Here is a 19,988-nt window from a genome sequence, read left to right as displayed (position 1 = left end):
AAGGGTCCGGGGAGGATGTGTGTAAAATTAACCCGCTTTTTTTCGGTTTTTTCAATTTTCAGGCTAAATGCAGTTCCGTAATCATGACCGGCATTATGGTCAACGCCATAATCCCCAGAATCATGAGGGAGGAAGCGATGGTGACGATAATGTGCGATACGGTGACCACTTTGTCGGCCATTTCCTCCACGCGCAGGGCCAGGAGATTGTTCATCATGGTGAGGGCTTCTGTTTGCGCCACCAAACCCGGGGCTTCCATGGCCGATGCGGCGTCTTTGCCGATATAGCTGGGAAAACCTGACTGACGAATGGCTTCTGGGTATTTCATGCCGCGCTTCATCATGACCCCCAGTGCTTCGAAAGCGCGTTTGGAATCTTCACGGGAAGCGGATTTGGCGAGCATGTCCGGGATAACCTGGGGTTGGATGCTGGTATCAATCAACAAGCGAAAGCCGCCCCATAAGGCTGCGTTATCCACCATTTCTGAAAATTGCCGGAGCGTGCTGATATGGTCCAGCCACTTTTTGAAAGTACGGGACTGCAGGAAAAAAGCCAGACCGATGAAAACGGCGAAATACAGGATACTGTCAAAGACCAGGAAACTGTCAAAGATATCTGATAAATGATAAAACACCTGCGCATATCCGGGGATTTTTCCGCCTTCCTCGGTCAGGTCGTTAAAAACCCGTTGGAAGATAGGGACAGCAAAAACCATTGTTGCCCAGATAGCGATGATGCCGACAATGGCCATAAAGGCCGGTTCCAGTAACATCCCTTTGACTTTCTTTTGAATACTGGCGCTACGGCGGTAATCATTGGCGATGTTTTCCAGACCCACAGAGGTCTTGGCTCCTGTTTCCAGGGCCTTAATGATGTTGTAGTCGCGTTCCGGAAATCCCGCTTTTTCCATGGCTACACCCAATTTGAGTCCACTGCGCATGTGGTTCACGAGTTCATTGGCGCAGAGTTTGACGCGAAAGTGCGTAGGTTGGTCGGCCATATCTTCGACGGCATCCACGACATCCATGCCATTTTTAATACGCAGCCCCAATCCCAGATAATAAGCGGCTAAAGCATCGGGGGAAAAATTGGGGGTGGTGAACAGATTGAAAGTATCGTCAATGGAGAAGTCCACTGCCAGAGGCTGCAGTCCTCTTTGCCGTAATTCAAGAAAAGCCTGCTCCTCGCTCTCGGTGGCCAGGATGCCTTCCAGATTTTTTCCGCTGTTATTCCGTGCGAGGTAATGGTAGACCTTTTGCATTAGAAAATTTCTCCACTGAGCCGATAGGCTTCTTCCACACTGGTATCTCCCTGGGCCACATGGGATTTGAGCTTGTCCATCATGCTGCTGCCTGCGGGCATGGCCTTTTCTATGTCAGCCAGTGTGCAGCCGCTGGTGATTTGTTCACGCACGGCTTTGGTAAAACGCAGTATTTCGTAGACCAGAAAGCGCCCGACATATCCGGTATCTCCACAATGGGTGCAACCCATATCGGCGGCCATTTTCGGAGTGGCCGTTTTTTGGATGGCCTCGGGCAATGTGCTGAGAAAAAGTTGGGTGCTTGGTCGTTCATCGGGAATGGCACAATGCGGGCAAAGACGCCGGGCCAGGCCCTGGGCGATGATACAATGCATCAGGCTGGCGATCATATCGATATCCAGCGGATCGCCATGTGTCGTGCGCATTTGCCGTAAGCGTCCAACGGCTAGCGCGGCACTGGACGCGTGAAAGGTGGCAAACGCCAGATGGCCGGTATTGGCCATATCGGCTACCTGCTCAAACAAATCGGCATTACGCACTTCGCCTTGCAGGATGACATCAGGGTCATTTCTCAATAACCCTTTATTCCAGTCGGCCCATTCCAGATGTTCCGCTCTCTCGCGAATGAGTTGATGCTGACGCCAGAGACCCACCCGAATTTCTACGGGATTTTCGACACTCTGCACGGACGTCTGTATGGCATCAATGGCGCGCATCATGGCATAGAGCGTGGTCGTTTTACCGCTGCCGGTGGGTCCTGTGGCCAGAACCAGGCCCTTGCCGGTATGCAGCACCTTGTAGATATAATCCAGATCATCGTCGGTGAACCCCAGGGTTTCCAGGACGGCGGTTTCATTCATCAGATTGAGTACGCGCAGCGTCAGTGAACCGGTTTCCCCGCGACCTTGCACGACCGACATATACTCTATGCGGAACTCAAAACGTCCCGCGAGTTCCGGTGGCAGTTCTTCTTCGGGGATGCGTCCTTCGGCTTGCAGGCGGGTATCGACATTGCCCATCCGGTTGAGGATGATGCCGACCAGACGGATGTATTCTTCCCTGGGAAAAGACCGAACCAGTCCTTTGGTGCCATCTTTGCGCCGCTCCACAATGCCTGCTTCCTGGACCGGAGAGAAATGCAGATCGGAAAAGCCCTGATAGGAGGCATGCACCAGGAGGCGGTTGATGATTTCATTGTAACGATCTTCACCTTCCATTTTGCAGGCATTGACAAAATCCCGTTCCGTGTCACGAATCCCTTTTTGATACAAGGATTCTACGGAGCCGGTGGTGGTGATGGCATAATGAATCGACGGAATATGGGCCGGATTTTCACGGCACACAAAGGGGTCCTGCGATACCCCTTCCGGCAGAGAACTGCCTGGTATTTTTCCCATAATCAGGGCGAGAATCGGTGCGGCCACTTCGCCTTCACGGTAAACCATTTCAGCAAATTGGGGATGTGTGCCTGCCGCCGTTTCGCCCGCCCATTGCTCATCCAGATATTCCAGTATGTCGGGTGCGATGATTTCCAGCCGTTCCAGCACATCCCGCAAAGACAGTGCGGGATTGATGCCATCCTTTACCAGATTTTTAACCCGATCTATCTGGTACTGTATGGAGACATTCAGATGGGTTTCAATCAGTGGACCCTTGAAAGCGTCGGTATGGGCAACCCCGTAGAGCAACCCTTTTGGTGAGGCGGCAAGGGGTATGGAACCGGCGTTGAGTTCATAGGTTTGTAAAGGTACAGCGTATGGGCGCAAATAGCGGATATCAAGATTTTTCGCGGTACCCAAAGGGAGCCATGCGTGACCTTTCCATAAGGCCAGGGCGGCCGCGATGCGGTCATGGCCGCCGATGCCTAAATGGAGGACCGCCTCTTGTTCATGGACGCCGGTGACCCGTACATAATCATGGATGTAAAAGATTTCGTGTTTTTTGTATCCGACCATGAACATGGCTTCATGTAAGCTGCTCAGACCCTGACCAAAAGTTTCTGGTATGAGTAAGCCCTGAAACCCGGGAATAGGATCCGAAGAGGTCCATGGACGGAAATGTTCAAGCAGTGATGCCATAGACCGTTATCTCTCCTGTAAAGTGTTTTTTCTGAATGGTGATTCCCGTCAATTCAATCCCTGTGGGCATCGCCTGCACAAAATGATGCAAACCGGAGAGCGTGGCATAGCTGCCACTGACTTTGATGACCTGCTGGGAAATACCGGGATATCCCGGTACCGGCGTAACACGCGTGGCTGGTCCAGACATCAAACCCTGATTGCTCATGATATTGCTGATGGTGACCCCATTCTGTGCCGCCCATTGGGGTAAATCGAGGTAAAGCGCCCGCAGGTTTTCCGTGATGGCGCTATAGGCCCGGTGCGAGGATGACGTGCAAACGGGGGCAGAGGCAGCGCGGATGGATGACGTCGCGCATACAGCTGGCATTTTTTTGGACAGATATTTTATCCGCATTTCCATGTTTTGCAGATGGGATTGCGTGTTGAAGAGCGATTGTCTGGCGCTGGTTGCCTGACTTTGCACGGTATGGGCACTATTCCATAAACCGATGCCATGGGCACCGATGAGAATACCCGCTGACGTCAGTAGGGCACCGGATGCGGCGGCCACTTCTGCGCTTTTTTTGGCGACAACACCCGTTAGGGTGTTAACGACGCTTGCCGAAAATAACGACATAGCCACCTCCTGTAGAATTTCGGATGATGTGTTGTAAATGGAAACCATCCCGTGCCGGTTGTTGGATAACCGCAGAAAGAATTTTGGGAGAGACCCAGGCGCTTTGTCCGTCGCCCAGATTTTTGCTTTCGGGGATGATGATGGCGATTTTCGCCGGAGCGTGGGCCTGTTCTGGCCCCCGGTTAGCCATGAGCGGTGACTGAAAGCCTCCGCTACTGAAAGGCAAGGGGAGCCCGTCCGCCAAGATGACCTGTGTGCCCGGCTTCCAGAGCGCAAAAGCGGCTTGCAGGTCTTTTCTCAAAGGGATTTGGAAGCTGTAGGCGATGACTGGTAAATGCGCACGCAAAAAGGTTTGCTTTTCCCGATTCAGGTTAACCGTTTCCTGTTGAATGCGGGCCATGCGAAGATTCGCGGCATGCAAGGCGCCGTTTCCAAACCACCAGAGGACGCCCCCCGCCAGACAGGCGGTGATGCCTAATGCCATGACGCCTCGACCAACATATATCCTTTCCAGGCCAAACCACTCGTCGGGTTGCGGGTAACGGCGATGGCGACCCTTGGATAGCCAATGGAAAAGCGCTTCCGGTGGAATGGCATGCGTTTCGTAATCCTTGCTGGCCAGGAGTCCCGCCGAGTAAGACATGTTAAATAAGGGGCGATCTGCTTCGGCGTTGATTTGGGCGACTTGCGGGGTGCCTATGCCATTTTTGCCGATAGCCAGATAAACCCAGAGGGTGTAATCCTGCATGGTGATGCCGGTATAGAGCAAAATACCTTTTTCCGGATGCCAGCCCTGTGCCTTGGCATAGGCAAAAAGGCTGGCCCCTAAAGGATGTACCGGTTGATGGGCGACTTGTGCAGTGGTTTTCCGCGTGAACCAGCGAATATTGTAGGCTAGAAAACTGACGGGGATATCCGAGATTTCCCTTTCACGAATCATGGCATTGCGGAGATTTTTACCGCGTAATTTTTTAGAAAGCAGGATCCCTTTGTCATACTCGGTGAGGCGGAAAAATGGCATACTTTCGGAGCCTGCTGCATCCGATGTGTTCAGGTTGCTGATATTCAGATTTTCACCGGTGCCATCTGGGCGCAATCGAATCCAAAAATCGGCCTTGTTCAGGGTGACGCCCAAGGCCACAGATTCCACGTTGCGACCGGCTTTTTTACCCTTCTTTGGGCGCGAGGTCTTTTTCTGCTTCGCTTCAGGTTGCGCGTTTGGTGGCGTCTGAATCGACTTGCGTTGACGGCCGCGCCGTAGTATCCGCATGGCAGGATTTTCGCGATTTTTACGTTGCACAGGTGCAGGCGATTCGGCCTCGGCGGAAAAAAGTGTGTCCTCTGGAATGTCTGCGGGTGCCGCCTGGTGTTCCGGGATGGTGGTTGCTTCCTGCCAAGGGGTTGCGCCATGCAAGGGGTTCGCGCCATGCAAGGGGTCCGTGCGGCTGGCTGTATCCCCGCTGGGGTCCAGGCGGCTTTCTGTGGCCTTTGTCGTGTCTACAGGGTTTGTAGATTCCGTTGTATCTCGTGCAGCCGTAGCGGATAGGTCCAATCCCTCAAAAGGGTCTGGCGACTCTAATTCTATAGGTGTCGTGGAGGGAGCTTTCCGTGCGGATATGGTCGCTGAGAGTATAGGACCACTGTCCCGCAAGCGCTCTGCCTTGATAGACGGGGTGCCTTTCCCCAGGCGGGGTGCCTGCCTGGGGGTGGACGGATCCTTTTTCCCGAGACCGATGCGTTTTAGCCAGCTCACAGGGATTCCCCAATGAGCGGATTGTAATCGGGTGCGTGATGAATCTGCGCATGAATCAGAATCACCAGTTGACTACGTTTGCCCTCGTCATTAATGCCTTTGAAGAGGTCACCCAATACCGGGATTTTTCCAAGGCCCGGGGTTTCGCTGTTATCATCGGTGCCTGTCATTTGATCGGCCCCGCCCATAATCAGGGTCTTTCCATTGGGGACCGTGGTGTGCATATAGGTTAGCTTCAGATCCTGCACAGGCCCCTGCAGTTGTGTGCCATCTACAGTAGCATCCACAAAGCGATTGACTTCAGACAGTACCGGAATAATGGACAGAGAAACCAGCCGGTCATTCAAAATATCCGGCGTGAAGGAAAGCGACATGCCATTCAAGACATATTGAAAGGATGCCCCCGTTGACGACGTGCCGGACAAACCGGTGACATTGCTGCTGACCGAGCCAATGTAGGGCAACTGCTGGCCGGAATAAATGGTCGCCGGCGTTCCATCCTGGGCGGAGAGGTAAGGCGCAGAGATTACGCGGGTGTTGGTCACGGATTGCAGGGCCTTGACGACGCTACTGATGCTCTGTCCGGTATAGGTAATGCTGGTACTGCCTGAGCCTCCGGATGTGGTACTGGTGCTGCTGGACGCCCCGGAACTGCCAATGGTCGTGGAATTATTCAGAACGGGGGCGGCGTTCGGGAAAGAAAAGTCGAGGGCATTGTTTCCCGCAATCTGAACGATTTTGCTCCAGTTGATCCCGTACTGCATGGAATTGTTGAGACTCACCTGAAGGAAAGCGACATGCAGGGAAACGGTGCGTCCGGCGCTGCGGACATATTCCTGCATAAAAGCATTTACACGCGCGAGCCCTTGCGCGCCCCCCGTTACCGCGACCAGGCCAGTTCCTTGATTGATGGTGACCGTACCAGCCCCCAATAATGCCTGAATATTGCTCTTGAGGCTGGAAATCGTGGACTTATGGGATTTTCCGCTGATGTTGAAATCGGCCGTGATGGAGGATCCGCCCGAAGAACTGCTACCACCGGTGCTGCCACCCATGCTGCCACCTATATCGCCACCCATGCTGCCGCTGGAACTGCCACTGGAAGAACTGCCCCCCGCTGCCGCATCTCCGCCCACATTGTACGTGGCCGATTTCCCGAAAAGGGCCGTGGGCAAACGGAAATAGTAGGTGCCATGCGTTGCGATAACCACACGACGGCTGTTGGGATGGATAATCGCGCAATAACCTGCTGATAACGCCAGTTGTTGCACAGCATTTTCGAAGGACGCACCGGCGATGTTGGCGGTAATATGGGTCAAAGGGGATGCAGAACCCGCAAAAAACAGGGAATACCCGTGCTTCTGGAGCAGGGCGCTGAGGGTGACGCCAATCGGGGCATGGTTGCTATTGAACGTGATGCTGCCGGTCCCCGGTGTGTAATTTACGGCCTGATGGGACACGTAAATGCCGTCATTATTCCATTGCAGGGCATGACGATTAACCTGTGCTTGTGCAAGCATTTGGTGTTGATGCTTGGCAATAGTGTGCAAACTGGGCTGCGCGCAACCGCTGAGGGCCAAAGCAGCCCCTACGGCAATACCCAATGAGCGTACGGGAAAGTGTTGTAAGGTTTTACGCATCGCTTTCAAGCTCCTGATGATTAAAATTGCGTGTTGGAGGTCACCACCACCGTACGATTGCCGGCATCCACCGTGATCATGATGGGGTAGAGGTTCATCAGCTTTTGCAGGATCTGGCGGGTGTCTCCCTGTAATGTAAAGCCGACGCTGATGGGATAATCCTTGGTTAGATTCCAGGCCAGATGCCAGGCTTTTTTGTGGAGATAAACCCGCAGATCGTGGGACAGCATCTGCCGGTGTTTGGCCACAAAATGAATGGGTGCAGGCGGCAAAGGCTGTATCGGCGTTGGCGCGGGCAGAATAGCGCTTTGTGCCCACGGGAAGGTTTTGGGTTCATGCGTGTTATGCGGCTTTGGTGTGGGTCTTTTTTCGGACACAACAGGATGAACGTGGGATGACGTTTGCACCGCTTTTTTCACTTTGGGGGTCACTTTCGGCGCGGGATGCTGATGGGGAATGCCCGCCATCATCGCCGGAGACGCACTGACGGAGACTTGTGTTTTGGCCCAGGAAACCTGCGCAACCAACAAATTGTCTCGAGCCATTCTTTGCAGGCTTTGGGTCCATGGGCCTTTATGCCAAAGCACAGGTAGCGAGCCGGAAACAGGTTGATGAATCACGCTGGACCAGCCGGCGGGCAGGATGCGTTGTAACGCCTGGGCCAAGGGCAGTGAGCGGCCATAGGAACCGGGGATCAGGATGACATGATGGTGTGGTTGCGCCATGGGCGGTGCAGCATTTACCGGCGTTTTTGCTTTCGCCGCTTTCACCTTTTTGTCGATAGCGGGTTGCATGGACGTGGTTTTTGTCGGTTTCAACCAATCGGCAGGAACATCCAGGCTTTTGGCTGGATGGGCTGCTTTCTTTGTATCGGGCAAAGAAACCTGTACGGATGGATGCGTCATTTTGGGCGCTGTCGATTGAACAACAGAAATGGCCTGACTGACCTGGGCCATTCCCCGTGCAGCACCCGTTGCCTGGGCTACGACAATGCCGCGCGTGGTGGCAAAGGTCCATTGGGTAGCCAGACCATCGACGCTCCAGTACGGGCCATGCTTTTTCGGCGCGTAAAGTTTCCCATTGCCTGTGGCGGCCTGCAAAGTGACGTTCTGTGGCAGGCTGATATAGGTGTGCTTTTGCCCGGAAAAGACTTGGGCAGCAATATCAGAGGGCGAATTGACCCGATAACCGAATTGATAATGCCCGATAGCGGCGGCCTGGGGTAATGGCGTCTGGGCACATCCCACCAGGAACAGGCTCAAGGTAGCACTGCAAGCTATAAACAGCGTTTTTTTGTACAGGGGAATCATAAGGAAGAGGCTCCTTTAACTATGAGTGGCCGATGGGGCAGTGCGTGGACCCACCAGGGCCACAATGGAATCAGCGGGCTGACGAGCAGCGCCGGTGGTCGTGAAAATAGGACGGCTACGCACACGTTGGAGTGTGCCGATTTCCGGGTATCCATCCACGGCGCTATTTGCTCGATGCCAGCGGGAAAAGACTTCCTGAATGTAGGTGTTTTGACGTTGTGGGCCGCCGCCATGATATAACCCGACCGCCGCGCTCCAGGTTCCGGTCTGGTCATAATCCGTTTTCAGAATACGTCCTGCCACGGCTACATTGCGCAGGGGGTTGACCGCCGCCGTAACGCTGCCCAACTGGTTTTGATGGTATTGCCAATCTACCTGCATGGGACCGATATCGACCAGTTGAATCCCCCTGGCCAGAAAGTCGCGCACGGCGGCTCTGGTTTGTTGGGCGGAGGAAAAGCGATAGGGGACGCCGTACACATTCAAGGTCCAGGGCCACGGCTGATTGCCAATGCCGGATTCCGTCAGGCTGATGGCATGCAGCAGGCCTAACGGAATGTGGTACAGCCGGGATACGGCCACCATAGCCGACGCAATCCGCCCGGTTAAACCGTCATGGGCATCAGAGGCTGGCAATGCGGTGGAGCTCGGTTGGGCAGCTTCTGCCCCCGTTCTCTGGGCGGGTGACGCTTGTGTATATTGGCTCAATGCAATAATCCCTGTGTCCGAATAGGCCGATACTGGGTACCCTGCCCACAGACTCAGTAAAACCGGGCCTAATAGGGATACGGGCCGCCTTAAAATCTTTCCCTTGCGGCCTATCATTCCACGGGATGGATGGGTGTTGTTTGTTATAAACATGCTATTTACCCGTTTAATCTGTTGGCAGCAGAATGGTTTTGTTCACCATGATCCGAAAGGGGGTGCCGGGCGGAATGGTGACCGTGGGTTGGATATTGGTGTAAGGCTGCAGCAAGTTATTGGCTTGTTGCTGTAAGACCTGTGCGCCGGCCTGGGTAGGCGACGAACCTCCGCCAATATAGGTGTTCCCGGTGGTGGAGTTGTTGGGATTAGGAATGCTGTCTACCCCATCGGTAATCAGGGCTACGAGCAGGGAAGACCCCAAGGCTGTCCAGAAATGGGTGTGTAGATTACCATTCACCCCGGTGGTCCCTTTGGGGCCGGTAGCGTTCATGCCATGCAGAGCCACTTCTTTACCATCGGGAAATATGACGCGGGTAAAGGCCATCATGACGCGGTTTTGTCCATCAAAAACCTGACCGTCATAGCGACCGACCAATCTTGAGCCGGCCGGGATAGCCCGTTCTCCGGTGGGGCTATATACCGTGCGCGTGACCTGGGCGGTGATTTGTCCCGGGATTTGCGTATTCAACCGGCCAATGGTCACAGCAGGAATAATGGCGCCTGGGTACAAGGCGACCCCGTGCAATTTGGGCAGCGTCGGGATGACTGAGCCATATCCGGCGCTTCCCGCATTTTGTTTTTCCCAGTCCGTGTCGGTTCCAGAATCGCTTTGTGCGGCTGAGGCCTGTCCATGCAATCCCGCAGCATCCATGGCCAGCTTTTCCATTTTGGTAATGCCCAGATTGTTATCGGATAAGCTTTTGTAGGCCGCCTGTTTTTCGGCCTGCAGTTGCTGGATCTTTTTTTCTATGGCTTCAGGCGAATTGGGCGCGTAACCAGAGGTACTTGAACGAGTTTGGGGCGGAGGAATCGTGCCGCGCAGGGAAACGAGTGGACTGTCGGCAATTTCTACGGCTTTCACTTGGGCGGCTGCCGCATTGGCATTGGTCGCATTGCCCGGAATACCCGGCCCTAAGGTGGGGCCTGCAGGTTGTTGCGCATGCGTATGATGGGTATGGTGCGGCTGTGCCGTTGACGGTTTTTCCTCCTGTTCTTCTCGCAACATTCTTTTAATGCTGTTGATTTCATTTTGTTGCTCATGCGCATAAGACAGCCGTTTCTGCTTCGCTGCCTGGGAGGAGGGACTTTGTATGGCCTGATGAATACCGGCGCTGACCATGCCTTTGACGATAAAGAGCATGAAAATAATCGCTATCACCAGAAAAAGCAGGATGAAAGGCAGGCGCTTGTACAGGCGGCGATGGGTACTTTCGCCGCCTGTAGCCGGCTTGCCCGCAATCTTTCGTGAAGCCGGCCCTTTTTGGGATGGTGCTCCCCCGGTGTTCGCGCTGCCGGAGGATCCCGAATCCGGCGTTTCCGGACCCAGGCTTAAGATGTCGTCATTATTGTCCGCCATGATTGCTCCTTACTGCCGGGTGATGGTGACAACGCGGTCGCCAATGCGTAGCTTGGCTTTATGGAAAAGCTGCTGCACGATGAGATAGCGGCCTTTTACGGTGTAATTGGTAATCACGTATTCGCCATGTTCCCGCACAAATACAACCGGCATGGCCCCGTTCCCTCTATCGGGGATTTTGATCCAGGTGAAGGTCCCGTTGTCGAAAACTTCACTGGGCCGGAAACTGGCGTGGCCGGAAATGCGGTAATCGAAATGCAGATTACTGACCGCCTTGATGCTGGCTGACTGTCCAGGATGCACAGCAGGCTTTGGGGTGGGGAGGTGCGGTAGTGTAGGGATTTTCTGTAGATCAGTCAGGGCCGCCATATTGCTGACTGCATGATTCTGTAAGGCAATCATGGTTCCGGTGTTCCAGGAGACTTGTTGATACCAGTTCTGGTTATTGGAAGACGTAATGAGCAGTTGGTAGGTACGCAGATTGGTGACCAGGGTACCGGATGTCGTCAGCCCGGGTTGGGTGGGTTTCAGAAAAACATTCCCCGGTGCATCGGCGGAAATCCATTGTTTGGTATTTCCCAGGATAAGCATTTCCATGACCTCACCAGGGCTCAGCCGCAAGTCGGTGACCATGTGCGGTTGTGTTTTGATATGGAACACATCCTGCGGACTGTAATCGAAATGCACGACATGGCGGCTGTCGGGTGAAAAGATAGGAATAGCCCCTTGTGCGTAGGCGATGGGTATGGTGCCCAGTGACAGCGCTGTCAGTACCAGTAAACGGGTACCGATTCTGCTCGGTTTCCGCGCGGCGGCAGGGGTTTTGCGAGAAGCGAAAAGAGAATGGCGCATAATCATGTTTTCCTCTTACGACGGGTTTTGAAGGCTGCGGGTGCAGACAAATTCATCGACATAAAAGCCGATAGGATCCTGATAGGCTTGCGAAACCGTAGTTGGCGGAATCAGCGTGTAGGAAAGGGTGCAATTCCAGAGTCGTACCGTATTATTGCCGCTGTGGTGATGGAGGTTTTGCTGGACACGAATAAACAGGTTGCCGTTACCCATGAAGCTGGTACTGAGAATGGAGGCCGTCGCGTAGAATCCGGGATGGGCTTCCATGCGGGCGATGGGCTGATGGACATGCTCCCATTGTTTGATTTCTTTAGTGCCATCGTGCGTGGTTTGCAAATAATCATGGGTGATGTATTTCATGGTCAGGGCAGGGTTGATGGTAAAAAGATCCCGCAACCATTTCGCCGCGAAATACTGAATCTGCAGTTGGGATGGGGTGTAGGCTCGGGTAATTTCAATCGGGCGGCTGATGGGTTCGCCGGTTTTGGGATTGACAGGCACTGTCCAGGGCACATCCACATGTCGGGGAATCAGTAAGATGATGGTCCAACTGAGGGAGATAAAAGCCAGCAGAATCAGTAAAAAGAGCACGAACATGCGATTTCTTTCTACGATGGGTTTGCCATAGGCTTCATACCATAAGCCTTTAACCGCTTCGGTGCGGTGTGTCGCTGGGATGTTCTCCGGTTCTTTCGCCAAAATCGGCCCCTGTATTGGATGAAAATTGCTGATGAGCCAATATAGGGGGATGTCCAGTCAAATGGTGTGTAATAAAGCGGGTATTTTTCGCGTTATTTCTGATGCAGTAGGGTATTTGCAGTGAATAGCCGCGTTTTGCGGGATCAATTTGATCTCTTGATCGGTTTTTTGTATATAACCGATATCGTTTTGTCCATGCTGGTGACGGCGTGAATGCAGAGTGTGCTCTGGGCGCGCTTTGTTTGCTACAGATCCAGGAGCCAACAAGAGGTCGTTTCTAAGCATGGTAGAATGATCGCATAATGACCAGCCAAAGCAGAGAAGTTATTGTCATGTACGGCTATTGTTTGGGGTTCATCAAGGCACGAAACAAGGAGATTGAATCAACATGAATGTGAAAATTGCTCATATCGCCGCCATCTTTACGGTTCTGGCTCTTGCCGGATGTGCCAACAACGGACCGTACGGCGGGCACAGTGAAAAATGGTACGAGAAGCATACAGCGGACATGCGCGCAGAAAACAAATGGTGTGCAGGCCAATCCCTTGACACCCAAATGCATAGTAAGTCTTGTACGCAAGCTGAAAGGGCAGCATCCAATATCATTAGCCAAAAAGAACATCAATCATATCTGAATACAATCAAATCCATAGATAAAGGAATGGCAGCCTTGCCGAAAGAGGCACAGCAAGGCGAAGCACAGATGCGTGCATATAATAATTGCCTTGAAAATGGTGGTAATTTTGCTAGCTGCGATAAAACTGGAGATAAAAAATCAGGATAATTCCCTATTGCTCAAAGGCTATCCACTAATGCTGCGTTTGGATGTGATAAAGCGCAATGGACCTGTGCTTTTTGACGTTAACAAAATGCTGTGTGAAGACTGCTTGCTGCTTGAAGAATGCGGCTGCATGCGAGGGCGGATTGGTAATCGCGGGATCAATTTGATCTCTTGATCGTTTTTGCGGGACAAAAAAAAGGGGCCGAAGCCCCTTTCCCTCATACAACTGCTTAGTGCAGCGTATGGCGAGAATCGCGTTGTTCTGCGAGGTTGATGACCTTACCAGCGCGCATAAATGCGGGGGTTTCGGTCATGGTTTTTTCCTGTTCAGGCGTCAACACATTGCCGCCAGAGGCAGGGGTTTCGGCAGGCTGCACAGGGGCTTTCGCCGCTGCTTTGGCCTTTTTCCATTCGCTCACTTGAACGATGGTTGCTTTGGCTCCCTTGACGGAGGCCTTGCTAACGACTGCAGTCCCAGCAACGATGCGTGGAGCAGTCCAGGCGGCAGCCTTACCTACTGCTTTCGCAGCGGTGGCAGCCTTTGACGGACCTACCTTGGGAGCAGGGGCTGGTGCGGCCGGCTGAACTACGCCGGCTTGTTCCGCCTTGAGGCGAGCGATTTCCGCCTGCGCCTTGGCGATAGTGGCCTCATGGCCGGTTTTGCGGGACACAATGGCCGTTCTAATGGCCCAAATAACAGCTGCCCAGAAAAATAACGAAATAAACAACAGTTCCATGGTTTCTCTCCTACGTAGGAGGGGATCATGGCCTTGAGGGCACATGACCCCCAAGGGACAAAAGGCAAACAGGAGCGACCTGTCTGCGGAAATTTCCAGTGTAACGCCCTGGACGGTCGCCCTCGAAGAAAGTCGAGAGAGCTTGGAGTGCATAGCTTGGCACGGGTCAACGCTCTTTTTGGTTTTATTAAGTGCCTTTTTTCCGTGTTATTCTGTATGCGTGAATGTTAGAGCAGAGGAGTACTATTTATGGCACTGACTTGCCCTGGATGCGGCACAGAGGATATTCGCAAGGTGTCGTTAATTTATGAAAATGGCGTACAGAAAACGCGGAGTAAAACACTTTTTGGTGGAGGGCTGCTGGGGTTATTGGGTCCCATGCTGGGCTTAGGCGCTGCAGTCACGCGCGGAACCAATAAAACTTTGACGGCAGAGCGTCTTGGCCCGCCACAAAAGATGCGCCCTGTACTTTCTGCGGTTATCGTGTTTTTGGGGATGTTGTTTTTTGCCTTCCCTGTGGTCATATTGATTGGTGCATCTATTAGCAGGGCTGTTGAAGGTATATTTGGCATGATATTTACGGTTACGCTTTTTGGGTTGCCTATATGGATCTTCATTCATGGAGTGCATTACAACAGTCAATATCCAGAGCTCCTAGAAAAATGGAATGGACTATTTATGTGCGAAAGATGCGGCGACATATTCAGTAGGGATGAAGCCATAAAAGCTGAAAAAGCGTCGGTTAAAAAATAGCCCGGATGAGATACAGAATCGGTACAGACAAGAACACGAAACCGCAGACAATAAATGCATTAGGGTAGTCTTGAATTAAAGTTCCCGTATTCCACAGAATGATACCTATCCATGTTTTCCCGGCATCCTGGTCCATAGCCATGGATAACCTTTCTGGATAGGGTTCATAAACTCTTCTTTTGAGGACGGAAAGAACCGCCCGCACATCGGCACGTTCCTCTAATAATCGTATTATCTTTATCAATCTGTTCTCCTGTGAACAATACCACCCAAGCCTCACGGATATGGGTGGAGTGCTACGGACATTCTGATAGGAGCATTATGATTAACCTCCTTTTATGGCTCCTGTACCCATCTTGACGAGAGCGCTACCCGCATTCATCCCGCCGATACTCACACTACCACCAATGGCATGGGCGAACTCATGGGATTTCAGTAATGCCAAAATGCCTACAATTTCGAAGATCACTAATTCCAAATAAGCACCATAGTTAATCATAACACCACTTGTTGAAGGACCCATTTGAGCCGTAATACTCACTAAAGCGGTGCCTACCAGACCAACGATGACGGTGCTGGTCATTAAATAGATACCGCCCATAATCAGCATTTTCATCCATCCTTCAAAAAGACCTCGAGTAACCGGTAATATCAGGAATGGAATAAAAACAGGGCCTACCGCAATAGCAACCGCAATGACCATTTGATAGGTGAGGTAAAGGGCAATGAATAACACGAACAAAATCAATGAGATTAAAGATGTGACACCGATCGCCATCGTATCAATGAAAAAATTAAAAATATTACTAAAAAATTCGCCAGCCATACTCCATAAAGATCCGGAAAAATGGCCTTCGTTAATAGTTTTTGTTAATATATGAATCATCAGGAAAAAATTGCTTTGAAATTTATCAATTGTTTCCACTATAACACTTTTTGATGAGTTTCCGCCAATAAGTACTTTTGCAGTAAAAATGAATCCATCCACCACGGAAGAGGTGAAAAAATTATATTTCCACAATAAAAAGTAAGTAAAACCTGTGACAAAGATTAAGGAAAAGAGGGGACGTAATCCCATGTGCCATATATCGGCTTGAGAAAGCATAATCATGATGCCGAGCCAGACGAAGGCAATCCCTGCTAAAAGTCCGGCAATTCCTTCCGCATATTTGATGAAATGCGAGGCCATCCCATCTGCAGTAACCATCACAGTGGTGACAATGCCTATCAGTTTCCCGCCGTGTATTTTTGTCGCAACTCCACCTAAGACGTCTTGTATTTTTTGGCTGACCGAATTGTTTTTCTGATACTCATGATTTAACGCGGCCCATGCGATCTTGCAGGAGTGTGAATAATCATTATTCGCGCAGGAAGGATCGTACTGCTGCATCTTTTCACCATCTGTCGGAGCCGCTGTTGGGGGTGTTCCACCAAAAGCTGTGATGCTGAATAAACCAAGAAACATAACCATCAGAATATATGCCATCGTTTTTAACATGAATTATTGCTCCTCATTGTTTATTCTTACTGGCGCAATAGAGATAAGTTTCACCATTGGCTACGCAATCCATGAATGTTGTTTCTGCATCGGCAAAACCCTTGGCGGTTGATTCTGAATCTTTTATCTCTTTTTTCGTGTTTTTTACGGCTTCTTCATTAGATTTTTGGAGCGCTTGGAGGGAAGCTGTTGAGTTCATCGTGCTATATTCGACTTCTCTGGTTGCGCGCCGTTTGCTGGCCGCCATCTGCGCACTATTAATATCCTGCAACAAAATCTGATTTTGCTGCTCGATGGTATTCAGCTCCTTCGCCATTTCCATCTGCCCGCTGGTGTTCCCGTCAATTCTGCTGGCCATGTGAGATTGCGCCTCAATCTCTGGCGCGAGTTTATCCACAGCCCGCATGGAGTTGGCGGCTTCCTGAAGCGTCGCACGGGTTTGCGCCGCTGTGTTGGTTTGTGCGGTTTCCACCGTGTTCAGATAGTCTTCCGGTGTGAGGGAAGAGTTCAGTATATCTAGATTCTGCTGCTCGACGGTTTGCTGGATATTGGCGAGGTTCCCATAGAGATCTTCGTATTCATTTTTGAGTCCCATCACCTCATCATAATTGTATTCCATTTGCTGGATAGGCGTGGTTATTTTGGAGATCTCCCGAGACGGTAATGTGGCCAGATTCTGCAAATCGGTCATGTATCCGTTGAGCGTATTGATCTGCGTTTGCACCGAAGATAAGGCGGTAGTGACATCCTTGGCATAGGTCTGCAATTGGGTCACTTCCTGGACGATCTGTTCCGGAAGGGTTGCGCCGATGATGGATGTCGCATTCGCTGTGCCCGGGATCAAATTGATCCCAACAAACCCAGCCGCCCATAAGGCCCGACGTAGTGATTTAGCCAAGACGTTGCGCTTCTTGAACATATCGTGCTCTCCACTCCGGGTCTCCGGATTTTTGCCACCGTTTAAAAATATCCCTGGCCGCCGAATCTGAACGCAAATAAGCCAGTGTTTCCCGATCGAAAGTAGATTGTATCACCTTGGGAATACCGTTTTGGATGACATAATAGTCCCTTTTTGGCGTTAATTTCTGAAGCTCTTCTACCTGGTAAGGGTCAATCTGAAAATTCTTCCGATAAAAGTCCTTGAACGCAGAAGCTTTGGGATGTGGTAAGAGAATCAGCGTCGGAACATTATCAATAATGGACGAAAAAGAAGCGCTGTCCTGGCTCTCGAATGCAGACTGTGTAGCCATGACGACAATAACGTTTTTCTTTGCCAATCGTTTCAGCCACTGTTTTAAGCGGTCTGAGAAAACAGGGTCTTCAAAAGCAAACCAGGCTTCCTCCAAATATATCAGCGTGGGGCTGCCATCCAGTGACTTTTCGATGCGGTGAAACATATAGCTCAAAAAAGCCCGCGCGGGCGCTTTGAGCTCCATATTCGTGACCTCATCCATCGCAATGGTCGTGTATCGGGAAAGCTGGAATTTGTCCTCTTTCGCGGAAAAGAACTTGGCCCATATCCCCGTTGTCCAGATAGCCAGTCGGTTGCGCAGGGCAGGGGCCTGGGGGCCGGTAAAGTGTTCCCCCAATACGCTCAAGCGTCGGAATTCTTCGGGTACGGCCATCATGCGTTGTACGCAGGCCGCCAGTTCAATACTTTCCTCACTGTTGAGGGGTTCTTTGGTGGACAGTAATTGCTCCAGCCATTGGCCCAACCATTCTACATCGCTGGCGGTTTCGAGATTCTGGATGGGGTTAAGGGGCATCCCGTCCTCGCTGGCATAATCCATGTACACCCCACCATTTTTCAGGCAGGTGATCAGGTTGCTTTGATCTTTGTCAAAGACAAAAACCCGGGACCGTGGGTAACGCATCCACTGACTAATCAGGAAATTGACGAAGGCAGATTTACCGGAGCGGCTGGGTCCGGCGACTAAGGTATGCCCCAGATCCGCGACATGGAAATTAAAATCAAAGGTGGCTTGTTCTTTGGTTTCAAATTTGGCCAGTGCCGGGATTGGGGTGTTGAGTTGCTCGCTAAGATAATCGTTTTGCGGGCGCCCGGTATAAATGCCGTGGACAGGAATCAAATCGGCGATGGGGCTGCCGGTCAAAAATATCCAGCGTACCGGAAGCGCCCATTGCCCGGGGAGGGTTCCGGCCCAGGCCGAAAGGGCGTGGATGTGTTCGCGTAAGGGCGTGAATTCCTTCTCGGTGAGGGCCTTGTAGACCTCATCCACCTGTTCGTTGAGCGGAGACGTTTTATCGCCGTACACCAAAATGGAGATATTGGTATAGGCAGCAAGGGCGTTGCCGGTGGCAAAGCTCTTAATGGCCTGACTGGTTTGCCCGGAGCGCACATCCGCATCGTCGTTAATATTCTCCGTCTCTTGTTCGGTGATGGCCTCACCGGCAGCAGAGAGAATGTTTTTTCGGGTGTTGTTGTAAAAACTGCGGAATTTTTTCATGTAATTTTTCGCCGCATTGACGTCCGTCATACGCAAGGCAAAACTGAGTGTCCATTCTGCATCCACCTGATATAGCACATCCAGCATGCCCGGCTGGGTATGTTCCGGGTAAGCCTCGGGTTCGCCCTTAATGGAGAACACCGCTACATCCTTGGTCTGTGTCGGGCCGGAAAAATGCAGGGCATCTTCCGTGACCTGTAAGGTATCCATCCCCAAATAACTATCCAGCAAGGCATATCGAGGTAAAGCGATAGGGCGGGGATCGGGTTCTGTGGGCGTGACCATCTGATTGAGAAAACCCCACAAGTCCTTTTCCTGCAAGCGTTTGAAGCTTCCCATAGCGGTGACGCTGTTCTCAATGAGATGCACGATTTTTTCCAGTTGCATGGACTGGTTTTCCAAATGCTCACCCAAAGCGGCATCCATCGCTTTAAAACCCAGGCTGGTCTTGAAGGTGGTGGCCATGCTGGCGATGACGCTGGGATGCTTTTGATAGGCCGCTTTAAAGGTTTCCACAAATTTTCCCGGACCAGAGGGTGGCAGGACCAGAACCGACAGAAAATGGCGATGACGGTAATGATTTTTGCTTGTGAAATGTTCGTAGTAGCTATGAGCAATAGCATCGGCCACAGTCTCTCCGGTTTCTGGAACCGGGATGCTTTCTTTGCGTCGGGTGTGAGTAAACCAAAGATAAATATCATCGCGCCGGAGCTTCATGAGCATGCGCTCCATGGCCTCCGCATTGACATTGACCTCTTCAGGTGAAATGCCGTCGTAGTCCTTGGGGAAATACTCCACAACCGCGAGCAACCCCCGATCTTTGCACAGCACCGTTTGATGGTCCCACGGGGCCAGCCAGGGGATAATCTCTGCCAGTGAATGAGCATGCTCGATTTCTTTGCGGGCATTATCGACGGCAATTACCATGCTTTTCCATGTCCTATAAGGTCTTTAGGGCGCTGATCCTGAAAGCTGGCATGCGGCCAGGGTTCGTAACGCTCATGTTGGCGGATATACCGGAAATACACCTCGACAAAATAAGGTTCGTCTTTGTAGATGTACCGCAAGCCGGCGAACAAAATAAAAGGCAGCAACGCAAGGGGCCATTGTTGCGTGACCCACGCGAAGGAAAAACTGCCAGAAAAGAGCATGACCGTGTAATTGAAAGGCACGCCCATCACGCGCTTTTTACCAATGACGGCACGATGCACGGGGCTTTTTCGCAGTCGTTCTGCGCGACTTTCTCCGGTTTGCATGG

Annotated in this window: 17 protein-coding genes; 2 read left to right on the top strand and 15 right to left on the bottom strand. The window is 51.8% G+C overall.

Translation table 11 applies throughout. The annotated features are described in order from the left end of the window. Nucleotides 1-58: 58 nt before the first annotated feature. The 10 genes from GCD22_RS08975 to GCD22_RS08930 form a co-directional block, all read right to left on the bottom strand. Nucleotides 59-1,261 carry a type II secretion system F family protein gene (locus GCD22_RS08975; RefSeq protein ID WP_153940720.1) on the bottom strand — a complete coding sequence of 401 codons (1,203 nt, stop codon included), beginning with the start codon at nucleotides 1,259-1,261 and terminating at the stop codon, nucleotides 59-61. After that, nucleotides 1,261-3,339, bottom strand: a complete 2,079-nt coding sequence (locus GCD22_RS08970) for a GspE/PulE family protein (protein ID WP_153940719.1) — start codon at nucleotides 3,337-3,339, stop codon at nucleotides 1,261-1,263. Before GCD22_RS08970 ends, GCD22_RS08975 begins: the two co-directional genes overlap by 1 nt. Continuing rightward, nucleotides 3,323-3,958 (bottom strand): hypothetical protein, encoded by a 636-nt coding sequence (locus tag GCD22_RS08965; RefSeq protein ID WP_153940718.1) that lies wholly within the window; start codon nucleotides 3,956-3,958, stop codon nucleotides 3,323-3,325. Before GCD22_RS08965 ends, GCD22_RS08970 begins: the two co-directional genes overlap by 17 nt. Continuing rightward, complete coding sequence (locus GCD22_RS08960) at nucleotides 3,930-5,711, bottom strand: hypothetical protein (protein ID WP_153940717.1); 1,782 nt, start codon at nucleotides 5,709-5,711, stop codon at nucleotides 3,930-3,932. Before GCD22_RS08960 ends, GCD22_RS08965 begins: the two co-directional genes overlap by 29 nt. Continuing rightward, the gene (locus tag GCD22_RS08955) at nucleotides 5,708-7,351 is read right to left on the bottom strand and encodes a type II secretion system protein GspD (protein WP_153940716.1); all 1,644 of its coding nucleotides are present in this window, start codon (nucleotides 7,349-7,351) and stop codon (nucleotides 5,708-5,710) included. Before GCD22_RS08955 ends, GCD22_RS08960 begins: the two co-directional genes overlap by 4 nt. A gap of 20 nt (nucleotides 7,352-7,371) precedes the next feature. Continuing rightward, nucleotides 7,372-8,661 carry a TcpQ domain-containing protein gene (locus GCD22_RS08950; RefSeq protein ID WP_031572283.1) on the bottom strand — a complete coding sequence of 430 codons (1,290 nt, stop codon included), beginning with the start codon at nucleotides 8,659-8,661 and terminating at the stop codon, nucleotides 7,372-7,374. Nucleotides 8,662-8,676: 15 nt separating this feature from the next. Then, complete coding sequence (locus GCD22_RS08945; protein WP_153940715.1) at nucleotides 8,677-9,369, bottom strand: lysozyme family protein; 693 nt, start codon at nucleotides 9,367-9,369, stop codon at nucleotides 8,677-8,679. 166 nt (nucleotides 9,370-9,535) lie between these two features. After that, nucleotides 9,536-10,942, bottom strand: a complete 1,407-nt coding sequence (locus tag GCD22_RS08940; RefSeq protein ID WP_153940714.1) for a TrbI/VirB10 family protein — start codon at nucleotides 10,940-10,942, stop codon at nucleotides 9,536-9,538. Nucleotides 10,943-10,951: 9 nt separating this feature from the next. Beyond that, nucleotides 10,952-11,800, bottom strand: a complete 849-nt coding sequence (locus tag GCD22_RS08935; protein WP_153940713.1) for a TrbG/VirB9 family P-type conjugative transfer protein — start codon at nucleotides 11,798-11,800, stop codon at nucleotides 10,952-10,954. 9 nt (nucleotides 11,801-11,809) lie between these two features. Beyond that, nucleotides 11,810-12,493, bottom strand: coding sequence for a VirB8 family type IV secretion system protein (locus GCD22_RS08930; protein WP_142086204.1), 684 nt, complete (start codon nucleotides 12,491-12,493; stop codon nucleotides 11,810-11,812). 388 nt (nucleotides 12,494-12,881) lie between these two features. Here GCD22_RS08930 and GCD22_RS08925 point away from each other — a divergent pair, with 388 nt between their 5' ends. Then, nucleotides 12,882-13,277 (top strand): hypothetical protein, encoded by a 396-nt coding sequence (locus tag GCD22_RS08925; protein ID WP_153940712.1) that lies wholly within the window; start codon nucleotides 12,882-12,884, stop codon nucleotides 13,275-13,277. A gap of 227 nt (nucleotides 13,278-13,504) precedes the next feature. Here the strand turns inward: GCD22_RS08925 and GCD22_RS08920 are convergent, their stop codons facing one another. Then, nucleotides 13,505-14,011, bottom strand: a complete 507-nt coding sequence (locus tag GCD22_RS08920; protein WP_031572289.1) for a hypothetical protein — start codon at nucleotides 14,009-14,011, stop codon at nucleotides 13,505-13,507. A gap of 249 nt (nucleotides 14,012-14,260) precedes the next feature. Here GCD22_RS08920 and GCD22_RS08915 point away from each other — a divergent pair, with 249 nt between their 5' ends. Then, nucleotides 14,261-14,764, top strand: coding sequence for a hypothetical protein (locus GCD22_RS08915; protein ID WP_031572290.1), 504 nt, complete (start codon nucleotides 14,261-14,263; stop codon nucleotides 14,762-14,764). Between the two features lie 325 nt (nucleotides 14,765-15,089). Here the strand turns inward: GCD22_RS08915 and GCD22_RS08910 are convergent, their stop codons facing one another. Genes GCD22_RS08910 through GCD22_RS08895 form a run of 4 tightly spaced genes read right to left on the bottom strand, consistent with a single transcriptional unit; the run spans nucleotide 15,090 to nucleotide 19,986 of the window. After that, nucleotides 15,090-16,262, bottom strand: coding sequence for a type IV secretion system protein (locus GCD22_RS08910; RefSeq protein ID WP_153940711.1), 1,173 nt, complete (start codon nucleotides 16,260-16,262; stop codon nucleotides 15,090-15,092). Between the two features lie 13 nt (nucleotides 16,263-16,275). Further along, a complete protein-coding gene (locus GCD22_RS08905) occupies nucleotides 16,276-17,181 on the bottom strand; it encodes a hypothetical protein (protein WP_031572293.1) in 906 nt (301 codons plus the stop codon). Continuing rightward, on the bottom strand, nucleotides 17,153-19,657 hold the full coding sequence (locus tag GCD22_RS08900; protein WP_031572294.1) for a VirB4 family type IV secretion system protein: 2,505 nt from the start codon (nucleotides 19,655-19,657) through the stop codon (nucleotides 17,153-17,155). Before GCD22_RS08900 ends, GCD22_RS08905 begins: the two co-directional genes overlap by 29 nt. Further along, the gene (locus tag GCD22_RS08895) at nucleotides 19,651-19,986 is read right to left on the bottom strand and encodes a VirB3 family type IV secretion system protein (RefSeq protein WP_031572295.1); all 336 of its coding nucleotides are present in this window, start codon (nucleotides 19,984-19,986) and stop codon (nucleotides 19,651-19,653) included. Before GCD22_RS08895 ends, GCD22_RS08900 begins: the two co-directional genes overlap by 7 nt. Between the last annotated feature and the right edge of the window lie 2 nt (nucleotides 19,987-19,988).

Source organism: Acidithiobacillus thiooxidans ATCC 19377 (genome assembly GCF_009662475.1).
GTDB lineage: Bacteria > Pseudomonadota > Gammaproteobacteria > Acidithiobacillales > Acidithiobacillaceae > Acidithiobacillus > Acidithiobacillus thiooxidans.
This window is presented reverse-complemented; position numbering and strand designations above follow the sequence as displayed.

What these genes read in the sequence shown, in the direction of transcription:
- GCD22_RS08940 (WP_153940714.1), bottom strand. Translation starts at nt 10,942, where the DNA reads ATGGCGGACAATAATGACGACATCTTAAGCCTGGGTCCGGAAACGCCG.
- GCD22_RS08915 (WP_031572290.1), top strand. Translation starts at nt 14,261, where the DNA reads ATGGCACTGACTTGCCCTGGATGCGGCACAGAGGATATTCGCAAGGTG.
- GCD22_RS08950 (WP_031572283.1), bottom strand. Translation starts at nt 8,661, where the DNA reads ATGATTCCCCTGTACAAAAAAACGCTGTTTATAGCTTGCAGTGCTACC.
- GCD22_RS08975 (WP_153940720.1), bottom strand. Translation starts at nt 1,261, where the DNA reads ATGCAAAAGGTCTACCATTACCTCGCACGGAATAACAGCGGAAAAAAT.
- GCD22_RS08955 (WP_153940716.1), bottom strand. Translation starts at nt 7,351, where the DNA reads ATGCGTAAAACCTTACAACACTTTCCCGTACGCTCATTGGGTATTGCC.
- GCD22_RS08925 (WP_153940712.1), top strand. Translation starts at nt 12,882, where the DNA reads ATGAATGTGAAAATTGCTCATATCGCCGCCATCTTTACGGTTCTGGCT.
- GCD22_RS08965 (WP_153940718.1), bottom strand. Translation starts at nt 3,958, where the DNA reads ATGTCGTTATTTTCGGCAAGCGTCGTTAACACCCTAACGGGTGTTGTC.
- GCD22_RS08970 (WP_153940719.1), bottom strand. Translation starts at nt 3,339, where the DNA reads ATGGCATCACTGCTTGAACATTTCCGTCCATGGACCTCTTCGGATCCT.
- GCD22_RS08895 (WP_031572295.1), bottom strand. Translation starts at nt 19,986, where the DNA reads ATGCAAACCGGAGAAAGTCGCGCAGAACGACTGCGAAAAAGCCCCGTG.
- GCD22_RS08900 (WP_031572294.1), bottom strand. Translation starts at nt 19,657, where the DNA reads ATGGTAATTGCCGTCGATAATGCCCGCAAAGAAATCGAGCATGCTCAT.
- GCD22_RS08920 (WP_031572289.1), bottom strand. Translation starts at nt 14,011, where the DNA reads ATGGAACTGTTGTTTATTTCGTTATTTTTCTGGGCAGCTGTTATTTGG.
- GCD22_RS08935 (WP_153940713.1), bottom strand. Translation starts at nt 11,800, where the DNA reads ATGATTATGCGCCATTCTCTTTTCGCTTCTCGCAAAACCCCTGCCGCC.
- GCD22_RS08910 (WP_153940711.1), bottom strand. Translation starts at nt 16,262, where the DNA reads ATGTTAAAAACGATGGCATATATTCTGATGGTTATGTTTCTTGGTTTA.
- GCD22_RS08905 (WP_031572293.1), bottom strand. Translation starts at nt 17,181, where the DNA reads ATGTTCAAGAAGCGCAACGTCTTGGCTAAATCACTACGTCGGGCCTTA.